At 44.6% G+C, this 20,727-nt stretch carries 22 protein-coding genes; 12 read left to right on the forward strand and 10 right to left on the reverse strand.

Features of this window, described 5'->3' with window-relative positions; all coding sequences use genetic code 11:
• The first annotated feature begins 62 nt into the window (after positions 1-62).
• Positions 63-1,622 carry a SulP family inorganic anion transporter gene (locus L4D05_RS07120; protein WP_265673362.1) on the forward strand — a complete coding sequence of 520 codons (1,560 nt, stop codon included), beginning with the start codon at positions 63-65 and terminating at the stop codon, positions 1,620-1,622.
• A 98-nt stretch (positions 1,623-1,720) separates the two neighbouring features.
• Here the strand turns inward: L4D05_RS07120 and L4D05_RS07125 are convergent, their stop codons facing one another.
• Entirely contained in the window at positions 1,721-2,005 is a 285-nt protein-coding gene (locus L4D05_RS07125; protein ID WP_428751710.1) for a YeaC family protein, read from the reverse strand.
• 142 nt (positions 2,006-2,147) lie between these two features.
• Between L4D05_RS07125 and L4D05_RS07130 the strand changes: the two genes are divergently transcribed.
• A complete protein-coding gene (locus L4D05_RS07130; protein WP_428793443.1) occupies positions 2,148-2,969 on the forward strand; it encodes a DUF2989 domain-containing protein in 822 nt (273 codons plus the stop codon).
• Positions 2,970-3,065: 96 nt separating this feature from the next.
• Here L4D05_RS07130 and msrB read toward each other — a convergent pair whose 3' ends face one another.
• Positions 3,066-3,476, reverse strand: coding sequence for a peptide-methionine (R)-S-oxide reductase MsrB (gene msrB / locus L4D05_RS07135; RefSeq protein WP_428793444.1), 411 nt, complete (start codon positions 3,474-3,476; stop codon positions 3,066-3,068).
• A 335-nt stretch (positions 3,477-3,811) separates the two neighbouring features.
• Here msrB and gap point away from each other — a divergent pair, with 335 nt between their 5' ends.
• The 6 genes from gap (at position 3,812) to L4D05_RS07165 (ending at position 10,228) form a co-directional block, all read left to right on the forward strand.
• The gene (gene gap, locus L4D05_RS07140; protein WP_265673358.1) at positions 3,812-4,807 is read left to right on the forward strand and encodes a type I glyceraldehyde-3-phosphate dehydrogenase; all 996 of its coding nucleotides are present in this window, start codon (positions 3,812-3,814) and stop codon (positions 4,805-4,807) included.
• Positions 4,808-4,901: 94 nt separating this feature from the next.
• A complete protein-coding gene (locus L4D05_RS07145) occupies positions 4,902-5,786 on the forward strand; it encodes a D-hexose-6-phosphate mutarotase (RefSeq protein WP_428751707.1) in 885 nt (294 codons plus the stop codon).
• Positions 5,787-5,859: 73 nt separating this feature from the next.
• Positions 5,860-6,693 carry a 23S rRNA (guanine(745)-N(1))-methyltransferase gene (gene rlmA / locus L4D05_RS07150; RefSeq protein WP_428793564.1) on the forward strand — a complete coding sequence of 278 codons (834 nt, stop codon included), beginning with the start codon at positions 5,860-5,862 and terminating at the stop codon, positions 6,691-6,693.
• A 110-nt stretch (positions 6,694-6,803) separates the two neighbouring features.
• A complete protein-coding gene (locus L4D05_RS07155; protein ID WP_428793445.1) occupies positions 6,804-7,763 on the forward strand; it encodes a ChaN family lipoprotein in 960 nt (319 codons plus the stop codon).
• 139 nt (positions 7,764-7,902) lie between these two features.
• Entirely contained in the window at positions 7,903-8,244 is a 342-nt protein-coding gene (locus L4D05_RS07160) for a hypothetical protein (protein WP_428793446.1), read from the forward strand.
• A 109-nt stretch (positions 8,245-8,353) separates the two neighbouring features.
• A complete protein-coding gene (locus L4D05_RS07165) occupies positions 8,354-10,228 on the forward strand; it encodes a BCCT family transporter (RefSeq protein WP_428793447.1) in 1,875 nt (624 codons plus the stop codon).
• Between the two features lie 94 nt (positions 10,229-10,322).
• On the opposite strand, the gene L4D05_RS07170 is transcribed toward L4D05_RS07165, so the two are convergent.
• The gene (locus L4D05_RS07170; protein WP_428793448.1) at positions 10,323-10,760 is read right to left on the reverse strand and encodes a YcgN family cysteine cluster protein; all 438 of its coding nucleotides are present in this window, start codon (positions 10,758-10,760) and stop codon (positions 10,323-10,325) included.
• Positions 10,761-10,906: 146 nt separating this feature from the next.
• Here L4D05_RS07170 and L4D05_RS07175 point away from each other — a divergent pair, with 146 nt between their 5' ends.
• Complete coding sequence (locus L4D05_RS07175) at positions 10,907-11,155, forward strand: YkgJ family cysteine cluster protein (RefSeq protein WP_428793449.1); 249 nt, start codon at positions 10,907-10,909, stop codon at positions 11,153-11,155.
• 246 nt (positions 11,156-11,401) lie between these two features.
• Here L4D05_RS07175 and L4D05_RS07180 read toward each other — a convergent pair whose 3' ends face one another.
• Positions 11,402-12,097, reverse strand: coding sequence for a hypothetical protein (locus L4D05_RS07180; RefSeq protein WP_428793450.1), 696 nt, complete (start codon positions 12,095-12,097; stop codon positions 11,402-11,404).
• A gap of 343 nt (positions 12,098-12,440) precedes the next feature.
• On the opposite strand from L4D05_RS07180, the gene L4D05_RS07185 reads away from it, so the two are divergent.
• Both L4D05_RS07185 and aqpZ read left to right on the forward strand, forming a co-directional pair.
• Positions 12,441-12,695 carry a hypothetical protein gene (locus L4D05_RS07185; protein WP_428751697.1) on the forward strand — a complete coding sequence of 85 codons (255 nt, stop codon included), beginning with the start codon at positions 12,441-12,443 and terminating at the stop codon, positions 12,693-12,695.
• Positions 12,696-12,795: 100 nt separating this feature from the next.
• The gene (gene aqpZ / locus L4D05_RS07190; protein WP_250616629.1) at positions 12,796-13,491 is read left to right on the forward strand and encodes an aquaporin Z; all 696 of its coding nucleotides are present in this window, start codon (positions 12,796-12,798) and stop codon (positions 13,489-13,491) included.
• A 123-nt stretch (positions 13,492-13,614) separates the two neighbouring features.
• Here aqpZ and recR read toward each other — a convergent pair whose 3' ends face one another.
• The 6 genes from recR to L4D05_RS07220 all read right to left on the reverse strand — a co-directional run bounded on the left by recR (position 13,615) and on the right by L4D05_RS07220 (position 19,429).
• Positions 13,615-14,214, reverse strand: a complete 600-nt coding sequence (gene recR, locus L4D05_RS07195; protein WP_428751695.1) for a recombination mediator RecR — start codon at positions 14,212-14,214, stop codon at positions 13,615-13,617.
• Positions 14,215-14,236: 22 nt separating this feature from the next.
• Entirely contained in the window at positions 14,237-14,566 is a 330-nt protein-coding gene (locus L4D05_RS07200) for a YbaB/EbfC family nucleoid-associated protein (RefSeq protein WP_102471711.1), read from the reverse strand.
• Between the two features lie 86 nt (positions 14,567-14,652).
• Positions 14,653-16,923: a DNA polymerase III subunit gamma/tau gene (gene dnaX, locus L4D05_RS07205; protein WP_428793451.1), complete on the reverse strand. Its 2,271-nt coding sequence runs from the start codon at positions 16,921-16,923 to the stop codon at positions 14,653-14,655.
• A 13-nt stretch (positions 16,924-16,936) separates the two neighbouring features.
• Entirely contained in the window at positions 16,937-17,482 is a 546-nt protein-coding gene (gene apt, locus L4D05_RS07210; RefSeq protein WP_428793452.1) for an adenine phosphoribosyltransferase, read from the reverse strand.
• A gap of 131 nt (positions 17,483-17,613) precedes the next feature.
• Positions 17,614-18,033: a YbaN family protein gene (locus L4D05_RS07215; protein WP_428793453.1), complete on the reverse strand. Its 420-nt coding sequence runs from the start codon at positions 18,031-18,033 to the stop codon at positions 17,614-17,616.
• A gap of 292 nt (positions 18,034-18,325) precedes the next feature.
• Positions 18,326-19,429: a response regulator gene (locus tag L4D05_RS07220; protein WP_428793454.1), complete on the reverse strand. Its 1,104-nt coding sequence runs from the start codon at positions 19,427-19,429 to the stop codon at positions 18,326-18,328.
• 376 nt (positions 19,430-19,805) lie between these two features.
• On the opposite strand from L4D05_RS07220, the gene L4D05_RS07225 reads away from it, so the two are divergent.
• The gene (locus L4D05_RS07225) at positions 19,806-20,681 is read left to right on the forward strand and encodes a LysR family transcriptional regulator (RefSeq protein ID WP_428751689.1); all 876 of its coding nucleotides are present in this window, start codon (positions 19,806-19,808) and stop codon (positions 20,679-20,681) included.
• Positions 20,682-20,727: the final 46 nt, after the last annotated feature.

Below are 20,727 nucleotides of genomic sequence, written 5' to 3' on the forward strand. Positions count from 1 at the left end.
ATGTCGCTACTTGTGCTGTTTGGAATGGATGTTTATCCAACACAACTACTGAATTGAATCCTATGTTTGAATTTCCACAATTTTCAAAGCACTCGGTTAAAAACGATGTGTTATCGGGGCTAACTGTAGCCTTAGCGTTAGTTCCTGAAGCGGTTGCGTTTGCATTCGTGGCTGGTGTTGACCCAATGGTAGGTCTCTACGCTGCCTTTATCGTCGGCCTAATCACCTCAATCTTTGGTGGTCGCCCTGGCATGATTTCAGGTGCTACTGGTGCAATGGCTGTTGTGATGGTTAGCTTAGTGGCAACACACGGCGTTCAATACCTCTTTGCCGCCATCATGTTCGCTGGTTTTTTGCAGATCACAGCTGGCCTCTTCAAACTGGGTAAATTCATCCGAATGGTGCCACATCCGGTAATGATCGGCTTTGTAAATGGTCTCGCCATCGTTATTTTCCTCGCTCAAATGGGCCAGTTTAAAGCCCCAGATTTGACAGGCGCGATGACATGGTTACCACAAGGACAAATGATTATCATGCTGGGCCTTGTCGCACTCACCATGGCTATCATTCATTTCCTACCAAAACTTACTACCGCAGTACCTTCATCATTAGTTGCGATTGTCGCCGTAACGGCATTAGTTCATCTGTTAGGTCTTGAAACACGTACCGTTGTGGACTTCCTAAGAACGATGTCAGGGGATGTCACTGCAACATTGGCTGGCTCGCTACCTACGTTCTCTATTCCTGCTGTGCCGTTCACATTAGAAACATTCAATATTATCCTTCCATACGCGATTATCTTAGCGGCAATTGGCTTGATTGAATCACTACTAACGCTAACGGTTCTCGATGAAATGACCAATACTCGTGGTCAATCTAACCGTGAATGTGTGGGTCAAGGTCTAGCTAACGTGACATGTTCTGTGTTTGGTGCGATGGGTGGCTGTGCGATGATCGGTCAATCAATGATCAACGTAAACTCTGGTGGTCGCGGTCGTTTATCCGGCATCGTCGCCGCAAGTGCACTGCTGTTCTTCATTCTATTTGCTTCTGCCATGATTGAAATGATTCCTCTAGCGGCGCTAGTTGGGGTCATGTTCATGGTTGTGATTGGTACCTTTGAGTGGGCAACGTTCAAACTTGCACGCCGTGTCCCTAAACAAGACTTCTTTGTTATCGTACTGGTAACCGTTGTGACTGTATTAACAGATCTAGCTGTCGCCGTAGCCATTGGTGTGGTTGTGTCTGCCCTTATGTTTGCGTGGGAACATGCTAAACATATCTATGCAAGCAGCCATATTAACGAAGAAGGCTCAAAAGAATACAAGATTAATGGTCCTATCTTCTTTGGCTCAGCCAGTAATTTCTTAGAGTTGTTTGATGCGAAAAATGACCCACAAGATGTGATCGTTGATTTTGCTCAGTCTCGCGTGGCGGACCACTCTGCTATCGAAGCAATTGAAACACTCGCCGAGCGCTACACTGCTGTTGGAAAAACGTTGCACCTAAGACACCTAAGCCCAGATTGCCGTGCTTTATTACATAAAGCAGGCAGCTTAGTTGAAATCAACGTAAAAGAAGATCCAAGCTACAAGGTTGCCACAGACCTTCTTGCTGGCTAAACGTTGCTTGAACGGTTAGCAAAAAAATAGAAAAGGGACCATTCGGTCCCTTTTTTGTGCTTATCATCTAGCGCGATGTTGAGGCTAACTGTGGTTGTTTAATTCTCTGCCACTTTAACGCGCACAATATCTTCCTGCTCAGCTGAGAACTGCTTCTTTAGCTCCGCCTTCGACTTAAAGGCAATCTCCCCACCCGCTGCCACTGACATATGTTGGGGGTCAACATTATGCTTCGACTGGTATAGCATAACAGCTTGCATACAGGAATCTTTCTGGTCTTGAGACAATACGCTTCCTTCTGGCCAGCGACCGGTCTCACACGCATAAAGAAGTCGATCGTAAACATCTGGCGTCATCGCACTTAAGAGTTGCTCTACATCCATTCTGAACCTTCTTATTTTTCTTTCTCTCTATCTCGCAAAAGCGACGTTCTGCGAGGTTAATATCTTACTGGAACCATAACCTGATGTTACACTGAGTCAAGTTGAGCTCAATAAATCAGTGTCTCTGATCACAAGTAAATCAATGAAATTACATTACGCTATACTCTTACTATCATCTAGCGGCCTGTTAACAGGTTGCTTTGAATCTCGCAAAAATACGGACCAAGTCTGCCTATCGGAGCCCACGTTGCAGTGCTCTTCATTAAATGTAAATGATGGACAATGCCGCATCACTCGCACTGACTTGATCTGGCATCGCTATGAGGCGCTAGATATACCGAAAAATGACGTTTCTCAAATCGAAGAGTATTACTTACTTAAGGAATATCGTAAGTGCCTTGAGTTGGCATCGCAAATACAGCCTATCGAACAAGCGGCATTAAAGGAAAAGCGCTTTAACGCGCTCATGTATGCAATAAACGAACAGGAGCGTATACACGCTGAGCTTGCGCCATCACACGCACCAGAAACATTGTATTTTTTATGGAGCGAAACGGGTGACTCAACAGCAAAACGACGGTTTTTGGCCATGGAGGGGCAGCCAGCATTAGAATCCTCTGCGATGCAGTATGCGCTTGCTACTCATTACATCTCAAGAGATAAGCCCAAAACCCATGAATTACTCTTGCGCTCTTTAGAGCTCTCTAACGATGGTAATATTAACAACGATACAATCAAGTCGTTAGCTAGCGTGAGCTACGCTTTATCAAAAACACATGAATCTTATCTATGGACAATGGTTGGTAAACAGCTCGATGTGCCTGTTGTCACAGTGACAGAGCTAAAACGAATGTTTGCCTTTAACGACGATGAGTACCAACGACTTGATGCTCAGGCCAGCACCATTACCTCATCACTAAAAGCGGGTGAATTTACTCGTCAACTCGCGACAATCAATCTTTAAACAATTGCCCTATGCTATGAGAAATTCGCGTTAGCCTATTTTTCATAGCATCCACCTACCTGTAATAATGATACATCCAGCTTCAGAAAATTTGTCTTAACTTTCAGTTTTGTTGAAAATTAACGACACTGAGTTAACACAATACCTTTCACCCGTTGTTTTAGGTCCATCTTCAAATACATGCCCTAAATGACTATCACATGTGCTACAACGTATTTCTACTCTCACCATTCCGTGACTTGTGTCATCTAAATAACGAATAGCATCACTGTTTAAAGGCGCATCAAAGCTTGGCCAACCACAGCCCGAGTCATACTTATTTTCTGATTCAAACAATGCAGAACCACAGCAAGTACAACAATATTGCCCTGTCCCTTTATTGTGTAGCAACGTCCCAGAAAAAGGCGCTTCAGTACCTTGCTGACGACATACTCTGTATTGTTCGTCTGTTAAAGCCTCACGCCAGTCCTCATCAGTCTTAGTGACCTTTTTATTTTCCTGATTCACAACCTTTACACTCCCTTTCTTATTGACTACATTTTAGTCACTCTAAAGTTCCGCTAAGAGTAAACTTTGCTGTAGCACGCTGTTTAACTGTAGAACCTAATCTGTTTCAAATATGTTAACCCAGCTCGCCACAAAGGTTAAACACATCATTTTAACATTACAGAAACTCGACTAAAGTTCAAAAAACAATCACTTAATGCTAAACGTTAAAAAATCCGACACTTTTTTTTGACTTTAAACAAATTAATTCCGATTATCTATTGAAGTTAGTGACTGGATTCTGTAATTTTACTACCAGTTATCTTAAAACAGAAATTAAGTTGTGGAGCAACATAATGACTATCAAAGTAGGTATTAACGGTTTTGGCCGTATCGGTCGTTTCGTATTTCGTGCAGCGCAAGAGCGCAACGACATCGAAGTAGTAGGTATTAACGATCTAATCGACGTTGAGTACATGGCATACATGCTTAAGTACGATTCAACTCACGGCCGTTTCAACGGTACTGTTGAAGTTGAAGGCGGTAACCTAATCGTTAACGGTAAAACTGTACGTGTAACAGCTGAGCGTAACCCTGAAGATCTTAAATGGGATGCAATCGGTGTTGACGTAGTTGCTGAAGCAACAGGTCTTTTCCTAACAGACGAGACTGCACGTAAGCACATCACTGCTGGTGCTAAGAAAGTTGTTCTAACTGGCCCTTCTAAAGACGCAACTCCAATGTTCGTTATGGGTGTGAACGATTCAACTTACGCAGGTCAAGACATCGTTTCTAACGCTTCTTGTACTACTAACTGTCTAGCTCCTGTAGCTAAAGTTCTTAACGACAAGTTCGGTATCGAATCTGGTCTTATGACAACAGTTCACGCTACTACAGCAACTCAAAAAACTGTAGATGGTCCTTCTGCTAAAGACTGGCGCGGTGGCCGTGGTGCTTCTCAAAACATCATCCCATCTTCAACTGGTGCTGCTAAAGCTGTAGGCGTTGTTCTTCCTGAACTAAACGGCCTTCTAACTGGTATGGCTTTCCGTGTACCAACTGCTAACGTATCTGTAGTTGACCTAACTGTTAACCTTAAGACTGCTGCATCTTACGAAGCAATCTGTGCTGCTATGAAAGAAGCATCTGAAGGCGAGCTTAAAGGTGTTCTAGGTTACACTGAAGACCAAGTAGTATCACAAGATTTCATCGGTGAAGTTCAAACTTCAGTATTCGATGCTAAAGCTGGTGTTGCTCTAACTGACAAATTCGTTAAAGTTGTATCTTGGTACGACAACGAAATCGGTTACTCAAACAAAGTTCTAGACCTAGTAGCTCACATCTCTAAGTAATGTAAGCATCTAGTTCCAACTTTTAAAAAGGCGACTCTTAGGGTCGCCTTTTTTGTACCTGAAAAGTGTGTATTCCTAGTCTGAGGTATCAAATATGGACTTTAACTCCCTACCAGCAGTCACCGTACTTTCTGATTTTGTCACCATTACTCAATGTGGTGACAATAAAATTGTTCGTGTCATTCACCCAAAAGCATCAGCCGCTATCTCTCTTCATGGGGGGCATGTTCTCTCTTACCAACCTGCTGGCGAGCACGATCTTATCTGGATGAGCAAAGAAGCCGTTTACGATAACGCAACCGCATTGCGTGGTGGTATTCCTATTTGCTGGCCTTGGTTTGGTCGCATTGCCGCTCCCGCTCATGGGTTTGCCCGCACCAGCGAATGGTCTCTTATTGAGCATAAAGAAAATGAACAAGGTGTCATCATTAGCCTTGGTTTAAACGACTCTGATACAACGCGTGAAATTTGGCCACACCAGTTTTCCCTAGTCCTCAATGTTGAAATCGGTGACCAACTCACTGTAACGTTAAACATGACTAACACTGATGATAAGCCATGGTCATACTCCGGTGCGTTACATAGCTACTTCAACGTAGGTGATATCACCTCGACAGAAGTCACAGGTATGGGACACAGTTACATTGATGGCTTACTCGAAGGGCAGCGCTGTGAAGGCAGTGACACGCTTGCTCTCACCGATACCATTGATCGCGTCTATACTGCGCCTGAGAAAGATATCCTCATCAAGGATAGCCGACTCAACCGCACAATCTCGGTTACTAACCACGGGCATAACTCAGCGGTACTTTGGAACCCTTGGGCAGCTGGAGCCAAAGCCATGGGTGACATGAATGATGACGGCTACCAAACGTTCCTATGCGTCGAGTCTACTCTGCATGCTCCAACGCTAGAACAAGGTAAACAAGTTTCACCGGGTGAAACCGCTGTGCTTTCCACGGTCATTGGAATTCAATAAAAACGCCTTTGCTTAATTGCGCAGTGGCAATGATATGGTTAGACTTAGCAAAATTTTCCGCGAGTCTAACCGTATGTCTTATCAATGCCCACTTTGCCACCTCCCTCTTCAACAGCGCGAACGCCATTTTGCCTGTGAAAACCGCCATCAATTCGATATGGCGAAGGAAGGCTATGTGAATTTGATGCCTGTGCAGCACAAGCAATCAAAAGATCCTGGCGACAACAAAGAGATGATGCAGGCAAGACGTACCTTCCTCGCCCATGACTTCTACGCGCCCATGCGTAACGCCGTCGCTCAGTCCCTTGTTCAACATCACCCACTCGTGTCTGTCCAAGCTCTGGATATAGGCTGTGGTGAAGGCTACTACACGCATTATTTTGCGGATTACCTAAGTGAACATTTAGGGGATGATCAGCACCACCCCATCGACTGCTATGGACTCGATATTTCCAAAGTCGCCGTTCGTTACGCGGCCAAGCGCTATACCAACGTCTCTTTTACCGTAGCATCTAGCCACCGACTGCCTTTTGCTGACGACTCTCTCTCTGCCGCTATCCGTATTTATGCACCTTGTAAACCCGAAGAGTTAGCTCGATGCATTCAACAAGATGGTATTGTGGTCACTGTCACACCAGGGGCACATCACCTATATGAATTACGCGAGCGTATTTATGATGAAGTTCATCTTCATGATGAAGAGGCAGAAACACTCTCTCAATTCCAATTAGTCTCGGAAAATAAGCTAAACTACGTGATGAAGCTAACGGGCGACCAAGCGCATGATTTGTTGCAAATGACGCCATTCGCATGGAAAGCCACAGATGAAGTAAGAGCAACACTTAAAGCCGCTGAGCAGTTTCAATGCCAAGCTGACTTTATGGTCAGAGTATTCAAGAAAGTGTAATGAAAATAATTATCAATTAGATTGAATCCAATCGCTAACTTGATTATCATCTTTCTCGCGAATAGCCTTCGATAACGTCGGCTATTTTTGTTTAGGAGCTCGCTAATCTCATGAAGTTATTACCTATCGCCCTCCTTGCAGCCCTTCTCAGCGGGTGTGCATCATCTCTCAATACAAGCTCAACCTTAGCGCATCAAACGCAGCACGTGGAAACGTTCTACGATTACCAACTTTACACGAGCCAAGGTGCACCGATCTCACTGACAGCTTTACCAGAGACACTGACCAACGCTGACGTAATCTTAATAGGAGAATGGCATACCCACCCTGCCATTCATCGCTTTCAAACAGAATTGTTGCAAGCATTAGCGAACAAAAATCCCAACGTAGCCCTATCTATGGAGCAATTTTCTCGCCCCTCACAACCCATTGTTAACGACTATCTAGACGGGAAAATTGGCGAGCAAACCTTAATATCTGAAGGAAAAGCGTGGCCTAACTATGAAAGTGACTACCGCGCCCTTGTCGAATTTGCGAAACAAAACCAATTATCGGTGATTGCCAGCAACGCGCCAAAAGTAACGGTTCGCTGTATCGGGCGAACTGGTATAAGTTATCTCGACACGCTTAGCCCGATAGAGCGCAGCTATGTAGCAGAAACCATCGATACCTCTACCAGTCCATACAAAGATAAGTTTATGAGCTCCATGCACCACGGCACACCCGAGCAAACCGCTAAGCAGTTCGCCGCTCAGCTGACATGGGATGCGACTATGGCGGAAAGTATCGTCCGCTTTATCGACACAACGCCTACTGCTCAAGTGATGCACATCGCCGGCAAATTTCATATCGACAACGGACTCGGTACTGCAGCACAAATACAAAAATTAAACCCTAACCTAAAGATCGCCATCATCAGCCCAGTTATCGACATTAGCCCGGAATCGACCACCAGCGATATGCAATTACAGGTGCTTCCTATGCCAACTCGTTATGTCCAACAAGCAAACCGACTTAACGCCTATAAGGCCCTAGGCAATAGAAATGACAACCTAATATGTACACCATAATTCACACATTGAATCATTTGGCTTAGATTTTGCTACCAATATCCACTGATAACGTTCTATTCACGCCGCTGATATAATTTATTAAAGTTTTTATCTTCAGTGGCGATACAGATATTGATAGTGGTGAAGGAGAACCGGTATGCAAAGCGTCAATTCTAACCTGAGTCAAACAACACCTGTGGTGACTAATGCCAGCCCTGTGACCGCAGAAGCTCACGGCGCCAATAGCGGCAAAACGTTGCCATTGGCAGAATCCGATACCGTGCAAATATCTGCACAGGCAAAAGCCGCGTTGGAACAAGATAGCCTAGCCAAAGAAGAAGACGAGTCCATGGGTAAGAGTGTCCAATCCTTTGCACATGGCGCTTTAGGCATGGATCACCCCGATGATCTCAAGGAACAAGAAGATGACTCTTACTCAGCAGGCCAATACGTTTCTGCGGCGGTAACCGTTGGGGCATTAATTCTTGCTCTAGCCTAACCAATTCACCACCACCTACCAGTTTTTATCTTTACGACAAACAATCGTGTTTGTCGCCAAAGGCGTTCTACTTAGATAATCATCTTCTTTTACTAAGTGATTAGCCAACATGGAACGCTACTTTAAACTTATTGATAAACCGACCTTTTTTGGCGCTATCGCGCTACTTTTTTCAGTTATTATTCCTCTTATCTTGTTTCCACAACAAGGTGCGGAAGTCATTTCACAAGCCAAACTGATCATGACGGACAAATTTGGCTTTCTCTATTTGTCACTCGGTCTCGCCGCTTTCTTTTTCATGATTTTCATCATTTTCAGCGATATCGGACAAATCAAACTTGGTGACCCGGATGAAGCCCCTGAATTCAAAACTTCCTCATGGGCTGCGATGCTATTTTGTGGCGGTATTGGTGCCAGCATTCTGTATTGGGGCTGCATTGAGTGGGCTTACTACTATCAAGCGCCACCATTTCAGTTAGAGCCTGGCAGTGAAGAAGCCGTTCGTTGGGCCGCTACCTATGGCCTGTTCCACTGGGGCCCAATTGCGTGGTCAATTTACCTCATTCCAGCATTGCCTATCGCCTACTTCTATTACGTGCGCAAACAACCTGCGTTAAAAGTATCGAGCGCGCTCATCCCTGTCCTTGGTGAAAAACACACGCATGGCGCGCTTGGTAAGTTAATTGATGTTCTGTTTATCTTCGGTCTTTTGGGTGGCGCGGCAACAACACTTGGCCTTGCAGCACCGCTCATTAGTGAAGGCCTGAATGTGCTATTTGGCTTGCCACAAAATACCTACTCACAGATTGGCGTACTTGCCGTTTGTACTGGTATTTTTGCCTACTCCTCTTTCGCAGGAATGGAAAAAGGCATTAAGGTTCTAAGTAATATTAACTTTTGGGGTGCGATGATTTTATTGGCACTGGTGTTAATTCTAGGTCCTACCGTATTCATTTTAGAAACCGGGTTAGATTCGATTGGTCGTATGATGTCAAACTTCTTTGTCATGGCGACATGGGCAGAACCTTTCGGCGGCTACGGCACTTTCGACAATACTCACTTCCCCCAAGATTGGACTATCTTCTACTGGGCATGGTGGCTAGTATTTGCACCAAGTATGGGGCTCTTTGTTGCGAGAATTTCCAGAGGCCGTACCATCAAACAAATGGTAGCGGGTTCGCTATTCTTCGGCTCTTGCGGCTGTTTCTTATTCTTCATTATTCTAGGTAACTTTGGTCTATCACTGCAGTTATCTGGACAATTAGACATCGTCGGCATTTTGAACACGTTTGGTCCAACAAAAGCGATCTTCTCCATGCTATCTGAATTGCCATTTGCATGGTTCATTATTCTACTCTTTACCGTGCTTTGCATTATTTTCACGGCAACGACCTTTGATTCGATTTCTTATATCTTGGCATCCGTAGTACAAAACGACGTGACTCAAGAGCCAATGCGTTGGAACCGTATGTTCTGGGCCTTTACGCTCAGCTTCATGCCAGCAGTGTTAATGTTCTTAGGCGGATTAAGTACGCTGCAAACAGCGGCGATTGTCGGTGGTCTACCTTTGCTTATCATCGCGGTAATGTTGATGATATCCGCTGTGAAAGCGGCAACGCTAGATATACGTCATCAAGATGATTATGTCGAACCGACCATTAATATCGAAGAACTGCCTGAATTTGATCCTTGGTCAACAGAAGGCGTAGCACTGGCTCATTTTGAAAAATGTCGTGACATCGCACAAAATGCGGCCGATGAAGAACGCGCGGCAATGCACGAGTTGTTTAAGACGAAAAAGGCCATTCGCGCCTACGCTCTTGAACATGCTGCGGATGAAAACCACGAGATCCCACAAGCTCTCCTTGACGAGCTAGAAGCAAAACTTCAAGCGCTCAGTGATGCTCAAAACTCAAAAGAGCAATCATCACAAGCCGCTCAAGACGCAAGAGTGCGCTTTACTGAAATCTGTACTGCTAGCTAAAACTAAAAAGGCAGAGCGTTAATCGCTCTGCCTTTTTTAATTGTGGGTCCCTGAATAAATTTCCCTGAATAAATCAGGCAAATCTGACACTAACTTATCTATTGGGGTGATTCAGAATGTGGTCTTCCCAGTCAATCACATCAATCTCATACACGACTTTATTTCTTACGCTTTCATCAGCAGCATGCATCGCTGCCTTACTACCAGTAATTAACGGATGCCATGCCGGGAGGTTTTCGCCTTGAGACAGCACACGATACGCGCACGTTTCAGGTAACCAATTAAATTCAGAGATTTTGTCTCGCGTTAACTTCAGGCACTCTTCGCCAGATTCAAAACGATTCATGTAATCTTTACATGAACAGGTGTCGCTGTTTAACCAGCTGCACGCCACATTGGTGTAATAGACGTCGTCGGAGTCTTCATCCATGAGCTTATGGAGACAACATTTACCACAACCATCGCATAGAGACTCCCATTGCTCTTCCGACATTGCTTCTAGCGGTGTTGTTTCCCAAAATGGCTTGCTCATGTTTACTACCTTTACGTTCTGTGGAGGCGTTTTATACCGCTAGTTTAGGTAAACTTCAAGTCATTCTCTATGACAAGCGTGATTCAATTGTGTACAAGCGACGATGTTTGGTACACTCTGCGCCCCATTACTTTTAGGTTATTAAGATGGACTGTCGATTAGGCTGTGGCGCCTGCTGTATTGCACCAAGTATTTCTTCTGCCATTCCGGGTATGCCCAACGGCAAACCTTCCGGCGTGCGCTGCGTACAGCTCAATGAAGACAACCTTTGCAAACTCTTTGGTCAACCAGAGCGACCTAAAGTGTGCCATGATTTTAAACCATGCCCTGATGTATGCAGTAGCACTAACCAACAAGCGCTGAGTAATTTATTGGAGCTTGATAGACTGACTTAACAAGGTCTTGTCTCGATATTAGCAACAAGTAACGCGGATCGACCATTTCCTACCTATCACCAGAAAAGCCTAGTTTCGAAGGCTCTAATTGAGATTTCGCCGTTATGAGAAAAATTAAGGAATAGACACGTTAAAAAGCTATTATCAAAATTCACTACAGATAAAAACTAACAAACACGGCGCAGTAATTTAATATATCGAATCAGATCGGCAGCATCAGTTTCTATTTTTCTATTACTTATGCTACTAAACTATTCTAACATCATTTTTTATTTTCAAAAACAATGCATATGTAGAAGTCATTATTGATGGCAGTGTCCAAATAGATACAAAGCAGCTCCACGTATAAACCGTATATCCTAAGACCCCATCAACAGGCTTCCAAAGGAAAGACATCCTCCCAGTGCTATTAGCACCAGCATGGTTAAATGAGAAGAATATTGCTATATAAACTACAACCAAGAGAATTAAAATAATACCAACAATCCTAAAGCTGGATATTTTTACTTGTCTTATCATTTCTGAAAATTTAAACTCTCTTAAAAAAGCAATCTCCACAACTAAAAGAACCATACCAAAAGCCAGACATAATGGCATAACAGATGATAGTATTAACACTATATTTGATAATTCAACCAGCCCTCCACCTGCTTTTATTATCTCTTCTTGTAACGAATCAATTACAACCAAGTTTGAAGACATGAAATCTACATATTTGACGGATAAGATGGTGCCTAGATTTAGCCAACCAATAAAGTACACCCCTAAAGCACATGCGATGAGAATATACTTAGACAACTGCATGAGTTTTACATACCTATACATTAATACCCGACTGTTACCATTATGAAAATCCTCTACGTCTTGCCCATAGAGGTTTGGACTATAGAAGTTTGTTTGTACTACTTTTAATTTACTATAATCACTTTTGTTTTCCTGCATTATCCACCTCCGTCTTAGTCGCAGTTAGTCAGTCACTCATCACATTCTTCCGGTCAGTTTGATCTAACGACCATCGCGCCTAATCTATAGTTTTAAGTATGTGTCATGGTATCGGCACCTTACATGCGATTACTGAACAATCTTTGTGCGATTCTTCTGATGGCGGATGGTACTGGTTTCATATACCGCTTTCAATTACTCGCTAGGACGTAAAACGCCATTCTGTTACGAATGTCACTTATTATCATTCCTTCTTAGCGAAAATTGCGCCGATTTCCCACTTGCATCCCCTACTACAATCACTTTAAATACCTAGCATCGTATTTAAAGTTAAGGATTTACCATGTATCTCGTCTTGTATTGTCACAACATCGGTATGACGGATTTCTCTTTCTTCGAGACAGAAGATTTTGATAAAGACGATGGTTATACCGTTCGTGGCAAGTGGCCTAACGAAAGCGCGTTTCGCGACTATCTCACTAAAGAGTTTGGTGATATGAGTGAGTTTCACGTTGTTGATTTAATTTCTAGAGGCGAACAAGCCGAGCACTACTCTGTGTTGGAGCTTACCCAGTTATCACAACAAATTGAGCCTTAAGGCTTGATATCTATACTTTGCGCCTCCTCGCCCAAACTGGCGGTATCAATAAAATCAGCTATGTTTCAAAGGAACCGCAATTATAGGAGTGGGATTTCTTATGAATCGTTATTTAGCTGAACTATTTGGTACATTTTGGTTGGTTTTAGGAGGATGTGGGTCAGCCGTGCTCGCCGCAGGCTTCCCTGAACTAGGAATCGGCTTTCTAGGCGTTGCGTTGGCGTTTGGTTTAACCGTATTAACCATGGCATTTGCCATCGGACACATCTCTGGCTGCCACCTAAACCCAGCGGTCAGCATTGGTTTGTGGGCTGGCGGGCGATTTGAAGCCAAAGAACTTCTACCCTATATCATTGCTCAGGTCGTTGGTGGAGTACTGGCAGGCGGCGTACTCTATCTTATTGCTTCTGGACAAGCAGGGTTTGATGCCACCGCGTCTGGCTTTGCATCTAATGGCTATGGCGAGCACTCTCCAGGTGGTTACACGCTAACTGCTGCGCTGGTATGTGAAATTGTCATGACCGCCATGTTCCTTATTGTCATTATGGGAGCGACCGACTCCAGAGCACCACAGGGCTTCGCCCCTATTGCTATTGGTTTATGTCTTACCCTCATTCACCTCATCAGTATTCCGGTCACGAATACTTCCGTTAACCCTGCTCGTAGTACTGGTGTAGCCTTATATGTGGGCGAATGGGCCACAGCTCAATTGTGGCTATTTTGGGTTGCGCCTATCATCGGCGCGGTAATCGGGGCATGGATCTATCGCTCTTTGCTTGGTAGCAATAGTGATTAGCTAGTAACTGTTATTAGGTAGGAATAGTTATTAGGTAGGAATAGTTATTAGGTAGGGATAGTTATTAGGTAGGAATCGAAATTAATAACAGACAATCAAAAAAGGCGCGATAAACGCGCCTTTTTAAATCTTGTGTCGTCCTAATAAGGAATGAGACAAGGTTGTACCATCTACCAGCTCAAGCTCACCACCAACAGGAACGCCATGAGCAATTCGGCTCGCGGTCACTTCATGCTCGTGACACAACTCTGCAATATAGTGAGCAGTGGCTTCGCCTTCAACTGTTGGGTTGGTGGCAAGAATGACTTCACTAATATCACGCTGCCTTAAACGATAATCCAAGGTATCTAAACCGATATCGCTTGGCCCGATACCATCTAATGGTGAGAGGTGCCCCATCAACACAAAGTAACGTCCTGAATATTGCCCGGTAGCTTCCACCGCAGCGATATCTGCTGGGCTTTCTACTACGCACAATTGACCGTTTTCTTTGCGTTTAGGGTTAGTACAAATATGGCAGGTCTCTTCTTCCGTAAACGTCCGACATTCCTGACAATGACCGATATCGGTCATGGCTTGAGACAAAACCTCGGCAAGCTGCAGCCCACCTTTTCTGTCTCGCTGTAACAAATGAAAGGCCATGCGTTGTGCTGACTTGGGGCCAACCCCAGGTAGACATCGCAAGGCCTCCATCAAATGCTCCAGCATTTGGCTAGTTCGCATTTATTGTTCTCTAATTTTTCAATTAGAATGGCATTTTCATACCTGGTGGTAATTGCATACCGCCAGTCACTGATGCCATTTTCTCTTTTTGTGTCTCTTCAACACGACGAGCAGCATCGTTAAACGCCGCTGCAATCAGGTCTTCTAGCATTTCTTTGTCGTCTTCCATCAAGCTCTCATCGATCTCGACACGACGTGTGCTGTGACTACCAGTGATCGTTACCTTAACAAGGCCCGCACCAGATTCACCTGTTACTTCCATGTTTGCAATTTCTTCTTGAAGCTTTTGCATACGCTCTTGCATTTGCTGGGCTTGCTTCATCATGTTGCCCATTCCGCCTTTACCAAACATAGGTTTCTCTCGGTTGATTCAGATTATTAATAACATGGGGGCACGGTTAAAAAATGCAACCCCTTAACATACTTTGCTTTATAGACTTATAGCGGACGAATACTCTCTTCGTCTAGCTCTGCAGAAAATCTTGTAACAATAAACTGTACGTTGGCATCAGATTGTAAAGCACCTGCCGCATGGGCCAGTTTATCTTGATAAATCTTTTCTCTCAGTTCGAGTGGCGTAATGCCCTGCTCCGACACTTCCACAGACAAATGGCACGACTCACCAAGCGCTGAGTTTAGGCTCGCCAATAGCTCGGATTGGTTCCTATCCGTGTTCAAATGGGCGTGCGTTGCTCGCAGGCCAAGAGAAATCGAGGAACCGTCTTTACTGTAAGCTGAGTTCAGCGCTAATTGTTGGACCAATTTACTGGTGTTTAGTTTCTCAATTAATGCCGCCCATGAATCTTGCTGCGCGGCTTCAACCGTTAATCGCTGCGCCATTTCAGGCGTTTTTACATGTTCAAGTGCTTTTCTTAACGTTGAAGGCTTTACCGATGGGGTAGTGTTGGTCTCCACTACCGCCTTGTTCATCGCGCGCCAACGATACGGTTCGTTGTCATCGACTTGCTCAGAAGCGTTTTCACGACTCGCGTCACCAGAAATAGCAGAAGCGGCGCGACGAGGAGTACTTCGCTGCGCGACTCTTTCTATTGCTGATGCTGGTTCGGGTGACGCATCAGTCTTTTTTGTTGTAGGCACTCCTGGACGAGATGCGCTCTGCGCCGAACTCTGCCTTTTAGAACGCAATTGATGACGCAAGCCGCCAACAGATGCAGCCTTAGGCTGAGGCGTTGGTTCCGGGGTAACTTGTTGCTGCTGAACAGGCTGTTGTGGCGGCACCTGTGATGGATTCATTGGCTGCTGATTCACAGCTGATTGTGACATCGGCGGCGAAACATGCTGTGGTGCAGAATCTGGGTAATAACCTTGAGGCGCCGAGTCATAGCCATGCGGTGCTGAGTCATAGCCATGTGCTGCCGAATGCGATACCGCACTATTATCTGACGGCATTGCATATTGCTCTTGCGGCGGCACATCATAAGGCATTGCCGATTCTGCTGGCGAAGTATATCCCTGTGCTGGTGCTTGTGCTTGTGCTTGTGAAGCAGGCTTCACGGCTACTGGCGCTGAGGTAGTAACATTAGAAGCATTAGCCATAGACGTACTGGACGCAAGCGTCGTTTGTGCCGAGCCCGTAATAACAATGTCATTACTGCTAAGCGGCGTAGCAGGCCTAAAGGCAAGCATTCGCAACAGCGTCATTTCTACTGCAATTCGCTGGGATGGCGAAGCAACCAAATCTTGACGACCTTTTATTGCAATTTGATAGTAGAGCTGTACATCGGTTGGCTGAAGTTTTTTGCCCAGCGCGGCGACTTTTTCGTTGTCAGGGATGCTCACATCAAGGCTTCCAGGCAAGGCTTGATACATCGCAATACGATGCAATTGTGAACCTACCTCCAACAACAACGCATCCCAATCGACACCGTTCTCAGCCAGTTGCTCAATCGTACTCATCACTTGCGCGGCATCACCTGTCGTAATGGCTTGAATAATCTTAATGGCAAGAGAGGTGTCTAACGTACCCAGCATTAAGCTGACCGTCGACTTGGTGATATGTCCACTGCCTAACGCTATCGCTTGGTCGGTTAAGCTCAGAGCGTCTCGCATACTGCCGTCAGCGGCATGAGAAATTAAAGCCAATGCTTGATGCTCCGCATCCACCTTCTCATGCCCTAGGATATCCACCAATTGCTGTTGGATGGTATCAACCGTAATAGGTTTCAAATGGAATTGCAGACAGCGTGACAAGATAGTCACGGGCAGCTTTTGCGGATCGGTTGTGGCCAACAGGAATTTGACGTATTCCGGTGGCTCTTCCAACGTTTTCAGCAAGGCATTGAAACTATGACGCGACAGCATGTGCACTTCATCGATCAAGTAAACCTTGAAGCGATTACGCGCTGGTTTATATTGAACGTTATCAAGCAACTCACGAGTGTCTTCAACTTTAGTCCGAGAGGCAGCGTCAATTTCTAGTAAGTCGACACTTCGCCCTTCATCAATTTCTACGCACGTCGCACATTTACCGCACGGGGTAGCCGTAATACCCGTTTCACAGTTTAATCCCTTAGCAAACAAGCGCCCTATTGTGGTTTTACCCACACCGCGAGTACCACTAAATAAATAGGCATGGTGTAAGCGGTTTTGACTTAATGCATTCTCTAGAGCAGTAAGGACATGCGCTTGTCCCACCACTTCGGAAAACTGTTTTGGGCGCCATTTTCGGGCTAAAGCAAGATAACTCATGAATAGTTCCCGATTAGTGACCTTCGAATTCACAAATGCTGTAAACGTCTAAATCGAGCGCTTGTAGGCGTTTATCACCGCCAATCTCTGGCAAGTTAATCACAAATGCAGCGTGAGCCACAGAACCGCCGAGTCGACGGATCAACTTTGTCGTTGCCTCAATAGTGCCGCCAGTTGCCAATAAGTCGTCGACCATAAGCACTTTGTCACCGTCAACAATAGCATCAGTATGAATTTCTAATACGTCGGTACCATATTCTAGCTCGTAAGACTGTGACACAGTCTCGCGTGGCAACTTACCAGGCTTACGCACTGGAACAAATCCAACACCAAGTTCTAAAGCCAATGGTGCACCAAACAAAAATCCGCGAGCTTCTGTACCGACAATTTTTGTAAAACCCTGATCCTTATATTTCTCTGCCAACAGAGCAATGGTTGCTCTATAGGCTTCAGGATCTTCCATTAAGCTGGTGACATCGCGAAAAAGAATGCCTGGTTTTGGGTAATCAGGAATGCTTTTGATGCTGGCTTTGATTTGTGAAATTTTATCGATGCTCATAATTTTTGTCTCTGGAGAGGTCAATCTGTGCCCAATGACGTGAGTAATGATTTCACAACGCAAAACCATACTTTCATTCTGTTGGCCTAAAAATAAACACTCGCAAAACGCGAGCGAACAATCCCCTAATGTTAGTGACTTTCAGACTTATCAGCAACCGACTCTTTCACAGGAAGTCGCAAAAAAAAGCCTAAAACAATGCCACATAGGCAAAAGAGTGCAGCCTTTAACCACACGAGCGGAACAACAATGATGGAGATCAGGAAACTGGCCAAAATAAACACTATGCCTTTATTGCGCGTCGCGCGCGATACGGCTCGCTCGGTTTCCCAGGTTAAAATCACAGGACCGAGTTTAGGATGTGCCAGCAATCGCTGGTGAAGGTGTGGACTGCCTTTCAAAAAACACGCACTGGCAAGTAGTAAGAAAGGAGTCGTCGGTAATAGTGGTAGAAATATCCCAATTACCCCTAGGGTAACCGAGCAGATGCCCGCGACACTCCATAAGGCCTGTCGCAGTGTCATATTAACTTTGCTTTCAAAAAGTTGCATACCCATTCATGATACGAAATAAAGTCAGAGTAGCCGGAAGGGTTGGAATAAGCAATACAGCGATGAAGCCTAAGAAATAGAAAATATTATAGGGTTCTTTGAATTCAGTGTTAGACATAACTTTGCTCTTAAATTGATGACTTTAAATGATAGTGAGCCGTGTCGACGTTATCGTTCGTCGTTAAACACCGGCCATGCAATGAAATGGCGATCAGTCACCATTTCATTAACATGCGCACTATATATTAATTACAAACCATCAAAAACAGAGTAACTGTATGGTTATTCTTTGTTAATCGCTCTCAGATGAGCGAATATCCCAACTAAAGCTAGATGCACCAACCTGACTCATAGAAAGCTTACTCAACTCATGAACCGGAAGATCTTTAGTCATAAAATTGCGAATGCAGTTTTCGCCTAACTTCTGGCCACCTGCAATATGATAGTGAGCATCCCCATTTTGCCAACGGCAATCTAAACCAGCAGGCAATATCGAAAGCGTGCGATCGGACAAATCAATCACACCTAAAAGAGCATCGACGGGATAGGCACCAACCGAGCACTCTAGGCCTTTCTCTATGTTTATGGCTAAGTCTTTAAGATCAACACTGTTGTGCTGTACTCGGCGAATATAATCATCAAATAATGCTCTAACCAGTAAGGTGCTCGCGATCCCGCCCTCCTCGCTGGACGAGGCGTCGACCAAGTAAAAAGCCAGTTGTCCGCTCATCAGCCAAGAAAAGTCGAACACTAAAGGTAGATTCGTAGTGGATTGAAGCAGTCGATAACTACTGTGCCAAGCCCCTAAAGAACAATCCTTTTCTGGTAATAGTGCCGTTAATAGCTCACGCGCAGCATTGGGGTTTTCTTGTAAAAACTTTAAGTGCCAATGCAGTTCTTGCTCATCTTGAGAATTATCCTTGTCACTTTCCTCTAACCGGAACCAACGGCTAACAAAATCGCTCTGTTCACACACATAAGCACTGTCTTGCAATACTTTATCAATCGCCTCATTTAAGTATCGGTAGTCCGCGATTGGTTTCGTTAAAAAATCTTTAACGCCAAGGCGTAGCGCTTTAGCCACATCTCCCATCTCTCCGGTTGCCGATATGACGATGACCGGAAGTGATGGGTACTCCATTCTCACTTCTTCGGCAAATTCCATCCCCGTTAATAGCGGCATAGATAAATCGCATAGCACTAAATCTGGTTGCGTGGAATCGAGCAGCCTTAACGCCTCCAAACCATCTTGCGCCTCAAACACACGATACCCTATCGCTTCCAAATAGTTTTTTGTCACCGAGCGAAATACAGGGTCGTCGTCAACCACCATAATCCTCGCGAGACTTGGCTGATGCGCCTGCACCTCAGCAACTTGACTGTCAGTTTTAGACATAAAATTACGCCTCACAAATCTTCCATTGCGCGTTTCGTTATCGTTTTTATTGGTTTGCATCAAACTTCGTGTCGCAAGGAAACGCTACAATAATGCACTTAATTGAGTAATCTACTCCCAAGCCACTGGCTCTTGAGTATATTAACTGTAGGCAAAAATAGTCTTTTATACAAATGTACCCCTTTGCTTCAAGATCTAATACAATATGTGGGTGTCTGAGATTTAACCAACTTGTTAATATTTAAACTAACTTATTGATATTGAGCTATTCTCAGCCATTGTTTCCACTAATTTAGTGTCTACAGTCATGCTGCCTGCGAGTTGAGCCTATCGGGCTAAGCCATAATAAAACGAATCAATACAAATAGTTGACCATATGAAACTCGACGATCTAAACCTATTCCGACTTGTTGTTGAAAATGGGAGTTATACTGCAACTTCACGCAAAACCATGATTCCTGTTGCAACCATAACGCGACGAATCCAAGCGCTTGAAGACTCTCTTAATCTGCGTTTATTAAATCGCCACGCCCGAAAACTGTCTTTAACAGAGGCGGGAGAGCGTTTTTATAACGAATGTTCACCATTGCTTCATAGACTCACGGCAACATCTGAAGAAATTGCTGACGAATGCAAAGGCGCGTCAGGCAAGCTTAAGATATCGTCACCTTCAAATCTGACTAAACGCATGATCATGCCGATGTTTAATGACTTCATGGCACAATTTCCTGATATTAGTTTGGAGTTAACCACCAGCAATCACGCAGACCAACTTGACCCAACCGAATGGGATGTTATTTTCCGCGTTGGTCCACAACGAGATTCGAGCCTAATTGCGCGAAAAATCAGTACAGTTAAAGATGTATTGATTGCAACACCTAGCTACCTTGCACAGAATGGTGAGCCTTCTCACGCAGAAGAGCTCACGACCCATCGCCTACTTAAAGGTGCACCACTGATCAAATGGCAACTGAAAAACAACAGTGGTGAATCAGTGATTAACAACACAAAAGCGCGCTTTGAAGCCAACAGTCTAAATGTCGTTAGAAGAGCGTGCTCGGCTGGGCTAGGTATTACGTTAATGCCTGATGTGATGGTAAAAGAGTACATCGACAACGGTGAGCTGGTACGCATTCTTCCCGATTGGAGTGCCAATCCACGCGACATTTACATGCTCTACAATCACAAAGATCACTTACCAGAGAAAGTCCGATTGTTTATTGATTTCGTTATCGATTATTCAATTCACTAGAGATCAGTCACTCAGTCCAAGATCCACTAGCGATAAAAAACCAGAG

The sequence above is a fragment of the Vibrio nomapromontoriensis genome (assembly GCF_050337205.1).
Taxonomy (GTDB): domain Bacteria; phylum Pseudomonadota; class Gammaproteobacteria; order Enterobacterales; family Vibrionaceae; genus Vibrio; species Vibrio nomapromontoriensis.

Bases quoted from the DNA above. Each gene is read 5' to 3' on its own strand.
- aqpZ (WP_250616629.1), top strand. From the start codon at position 12,796: ATGAATCGTTATTTAGCTGAACTATTTGGTACATTTTGGTTGGTTTTA.
- L4D05_RS07175 (WP_428793449.1), top strand. From the start codon at position 10,907: ATGGACTGTCGATTAGGCTGTGGCGCCTGCTGTATTGCACCAAGTATT.
- L4D05_RS07125 (WP_428751710.1), bottom strand. From the start codon at position 2,005: ATGGATGTAGAGCAACTCTTAAGTGCGATGACGCCAGATGTTTACGAT.
- dnaX (WP_428793451.1), bottom strand. From the start codon at position 16,923: ATGAGTTATCTTGCTTTAGCCCGAAAATGGCGCCCAAAACAGTTTTCC.
- L4D05_RS07180 (WP_428793450.1), bottom strand. From the start codon at position 12,097: ATGCAGGAAAACAAAAGTGATTATAGTAAATTAAAAGTAGTACAAACA.
- L4D05_RS07155 (WP_428793445.1), top strand. From the start codon at position 6,804: ATGAAGTTATTACCTATCGCCCTCCTTGCAGCCCTTCTCAGCGGGTGT.
- apt (WP_428793452.1), bottom strand. From the start codon at position 17,482: ATGAGCATCGATAAAATTTCACAAATCAAAGCCAGCATCAAAAGCATT.
- L4D05_RS07160 (WP_428793446.1), top strand. From the start codon at position 7,903: ATGCAAAGCGTCAATTCTAACCTGAGTCAAACAACACCTGTGGTGACT.
- L4D05_RS07185 (WP_428751697.1), top strand. From the start codon at position 12,441: ATGTATCTCGTCTTGTATTGTCACAACATCGGTATGACGGATTTCTCT.
- gap (WP_265673358.1), top strand. From the start codon at position 3,812: ATGACTATCAAAGTAGGTATTAACGGTTTTGGCCGTATCGGTCGTTTC.
- L4D05_RS07225 (WP_428751689.1), top strand. From the start codon at position 19,806: ATGAAACTCGACGATCTAAACCTATTCCGACTTGTTGTTGAAAATGGG.
- L4D05_RS07215 (WP_428793453.1), bottom strand. From the start codon at position 18,033: ATGCAACTTTTTGAAAGCAAAGTTAATATGACACTGCGACAGGCCTTA.
- rlmA (WP_428793564.1), top strand. From the start codon at position 5,860: ATGTCTTATCAATGCCCACTTTGCCACCTCCCTCTTCAACAGCGCGAA.
- L4D05_RS07130 (WP_428793443.1), top strand. From the start codon at position 2,148: ATGAAATTACATTACGCTATACTCTTACTATCATCTAGCGGCCTGTTA.
- L4D05_RS07170 (WP_428793448.1), bottom strand. From the start codon at position 10,760: ATGAGCAAGCCATTTTGGGAAACAACACCGCTAGAAGCAATGTCGGAA.
- L4D05_RS07145 (WP_428751707.1), top strand. From the start codon at position 4,902: ATGGACTTTAACTCCCTACCAGCAGTCACCGTACTTTCTGATTTTGTC.
- L4D05_RS07200 (WP_102471711.1), bottom strand. From the start codon at position 14,566: ATGTTTGGTAAAGGCGGAATGGGCAACATGATGAAGCAAGCCCAGCAA.
- L4D05_RS07220 (WP_428793454.1), bottom strand. From the start codon at position 19,429: ATGTCTAAAACTGACAGTCAAGTTGCTGAGGTGCAGGCGCATCAGCCA.
- L4D05_RS07120 (WP_265673362.1), top strand. From the start codon at position 63: ATGTTTGAATTTCCACAATTTTCAAAGCACTCGGTTAAAAACGATGTG.
- recR (WP_428751695.1), bottom strand. From the start codon at position 14,214: ATGCGAACTAGCCAAATGCTGGAGCATTTGATGGAGGCCTTGCGATGT.
- L4D05_RS07165 (WP_428793447.1), top strand. From the start codon at position 8,354: ATGGAACGCTACTTTAAACTTATTGATAAACCGACCTTTTTTGGCGCT.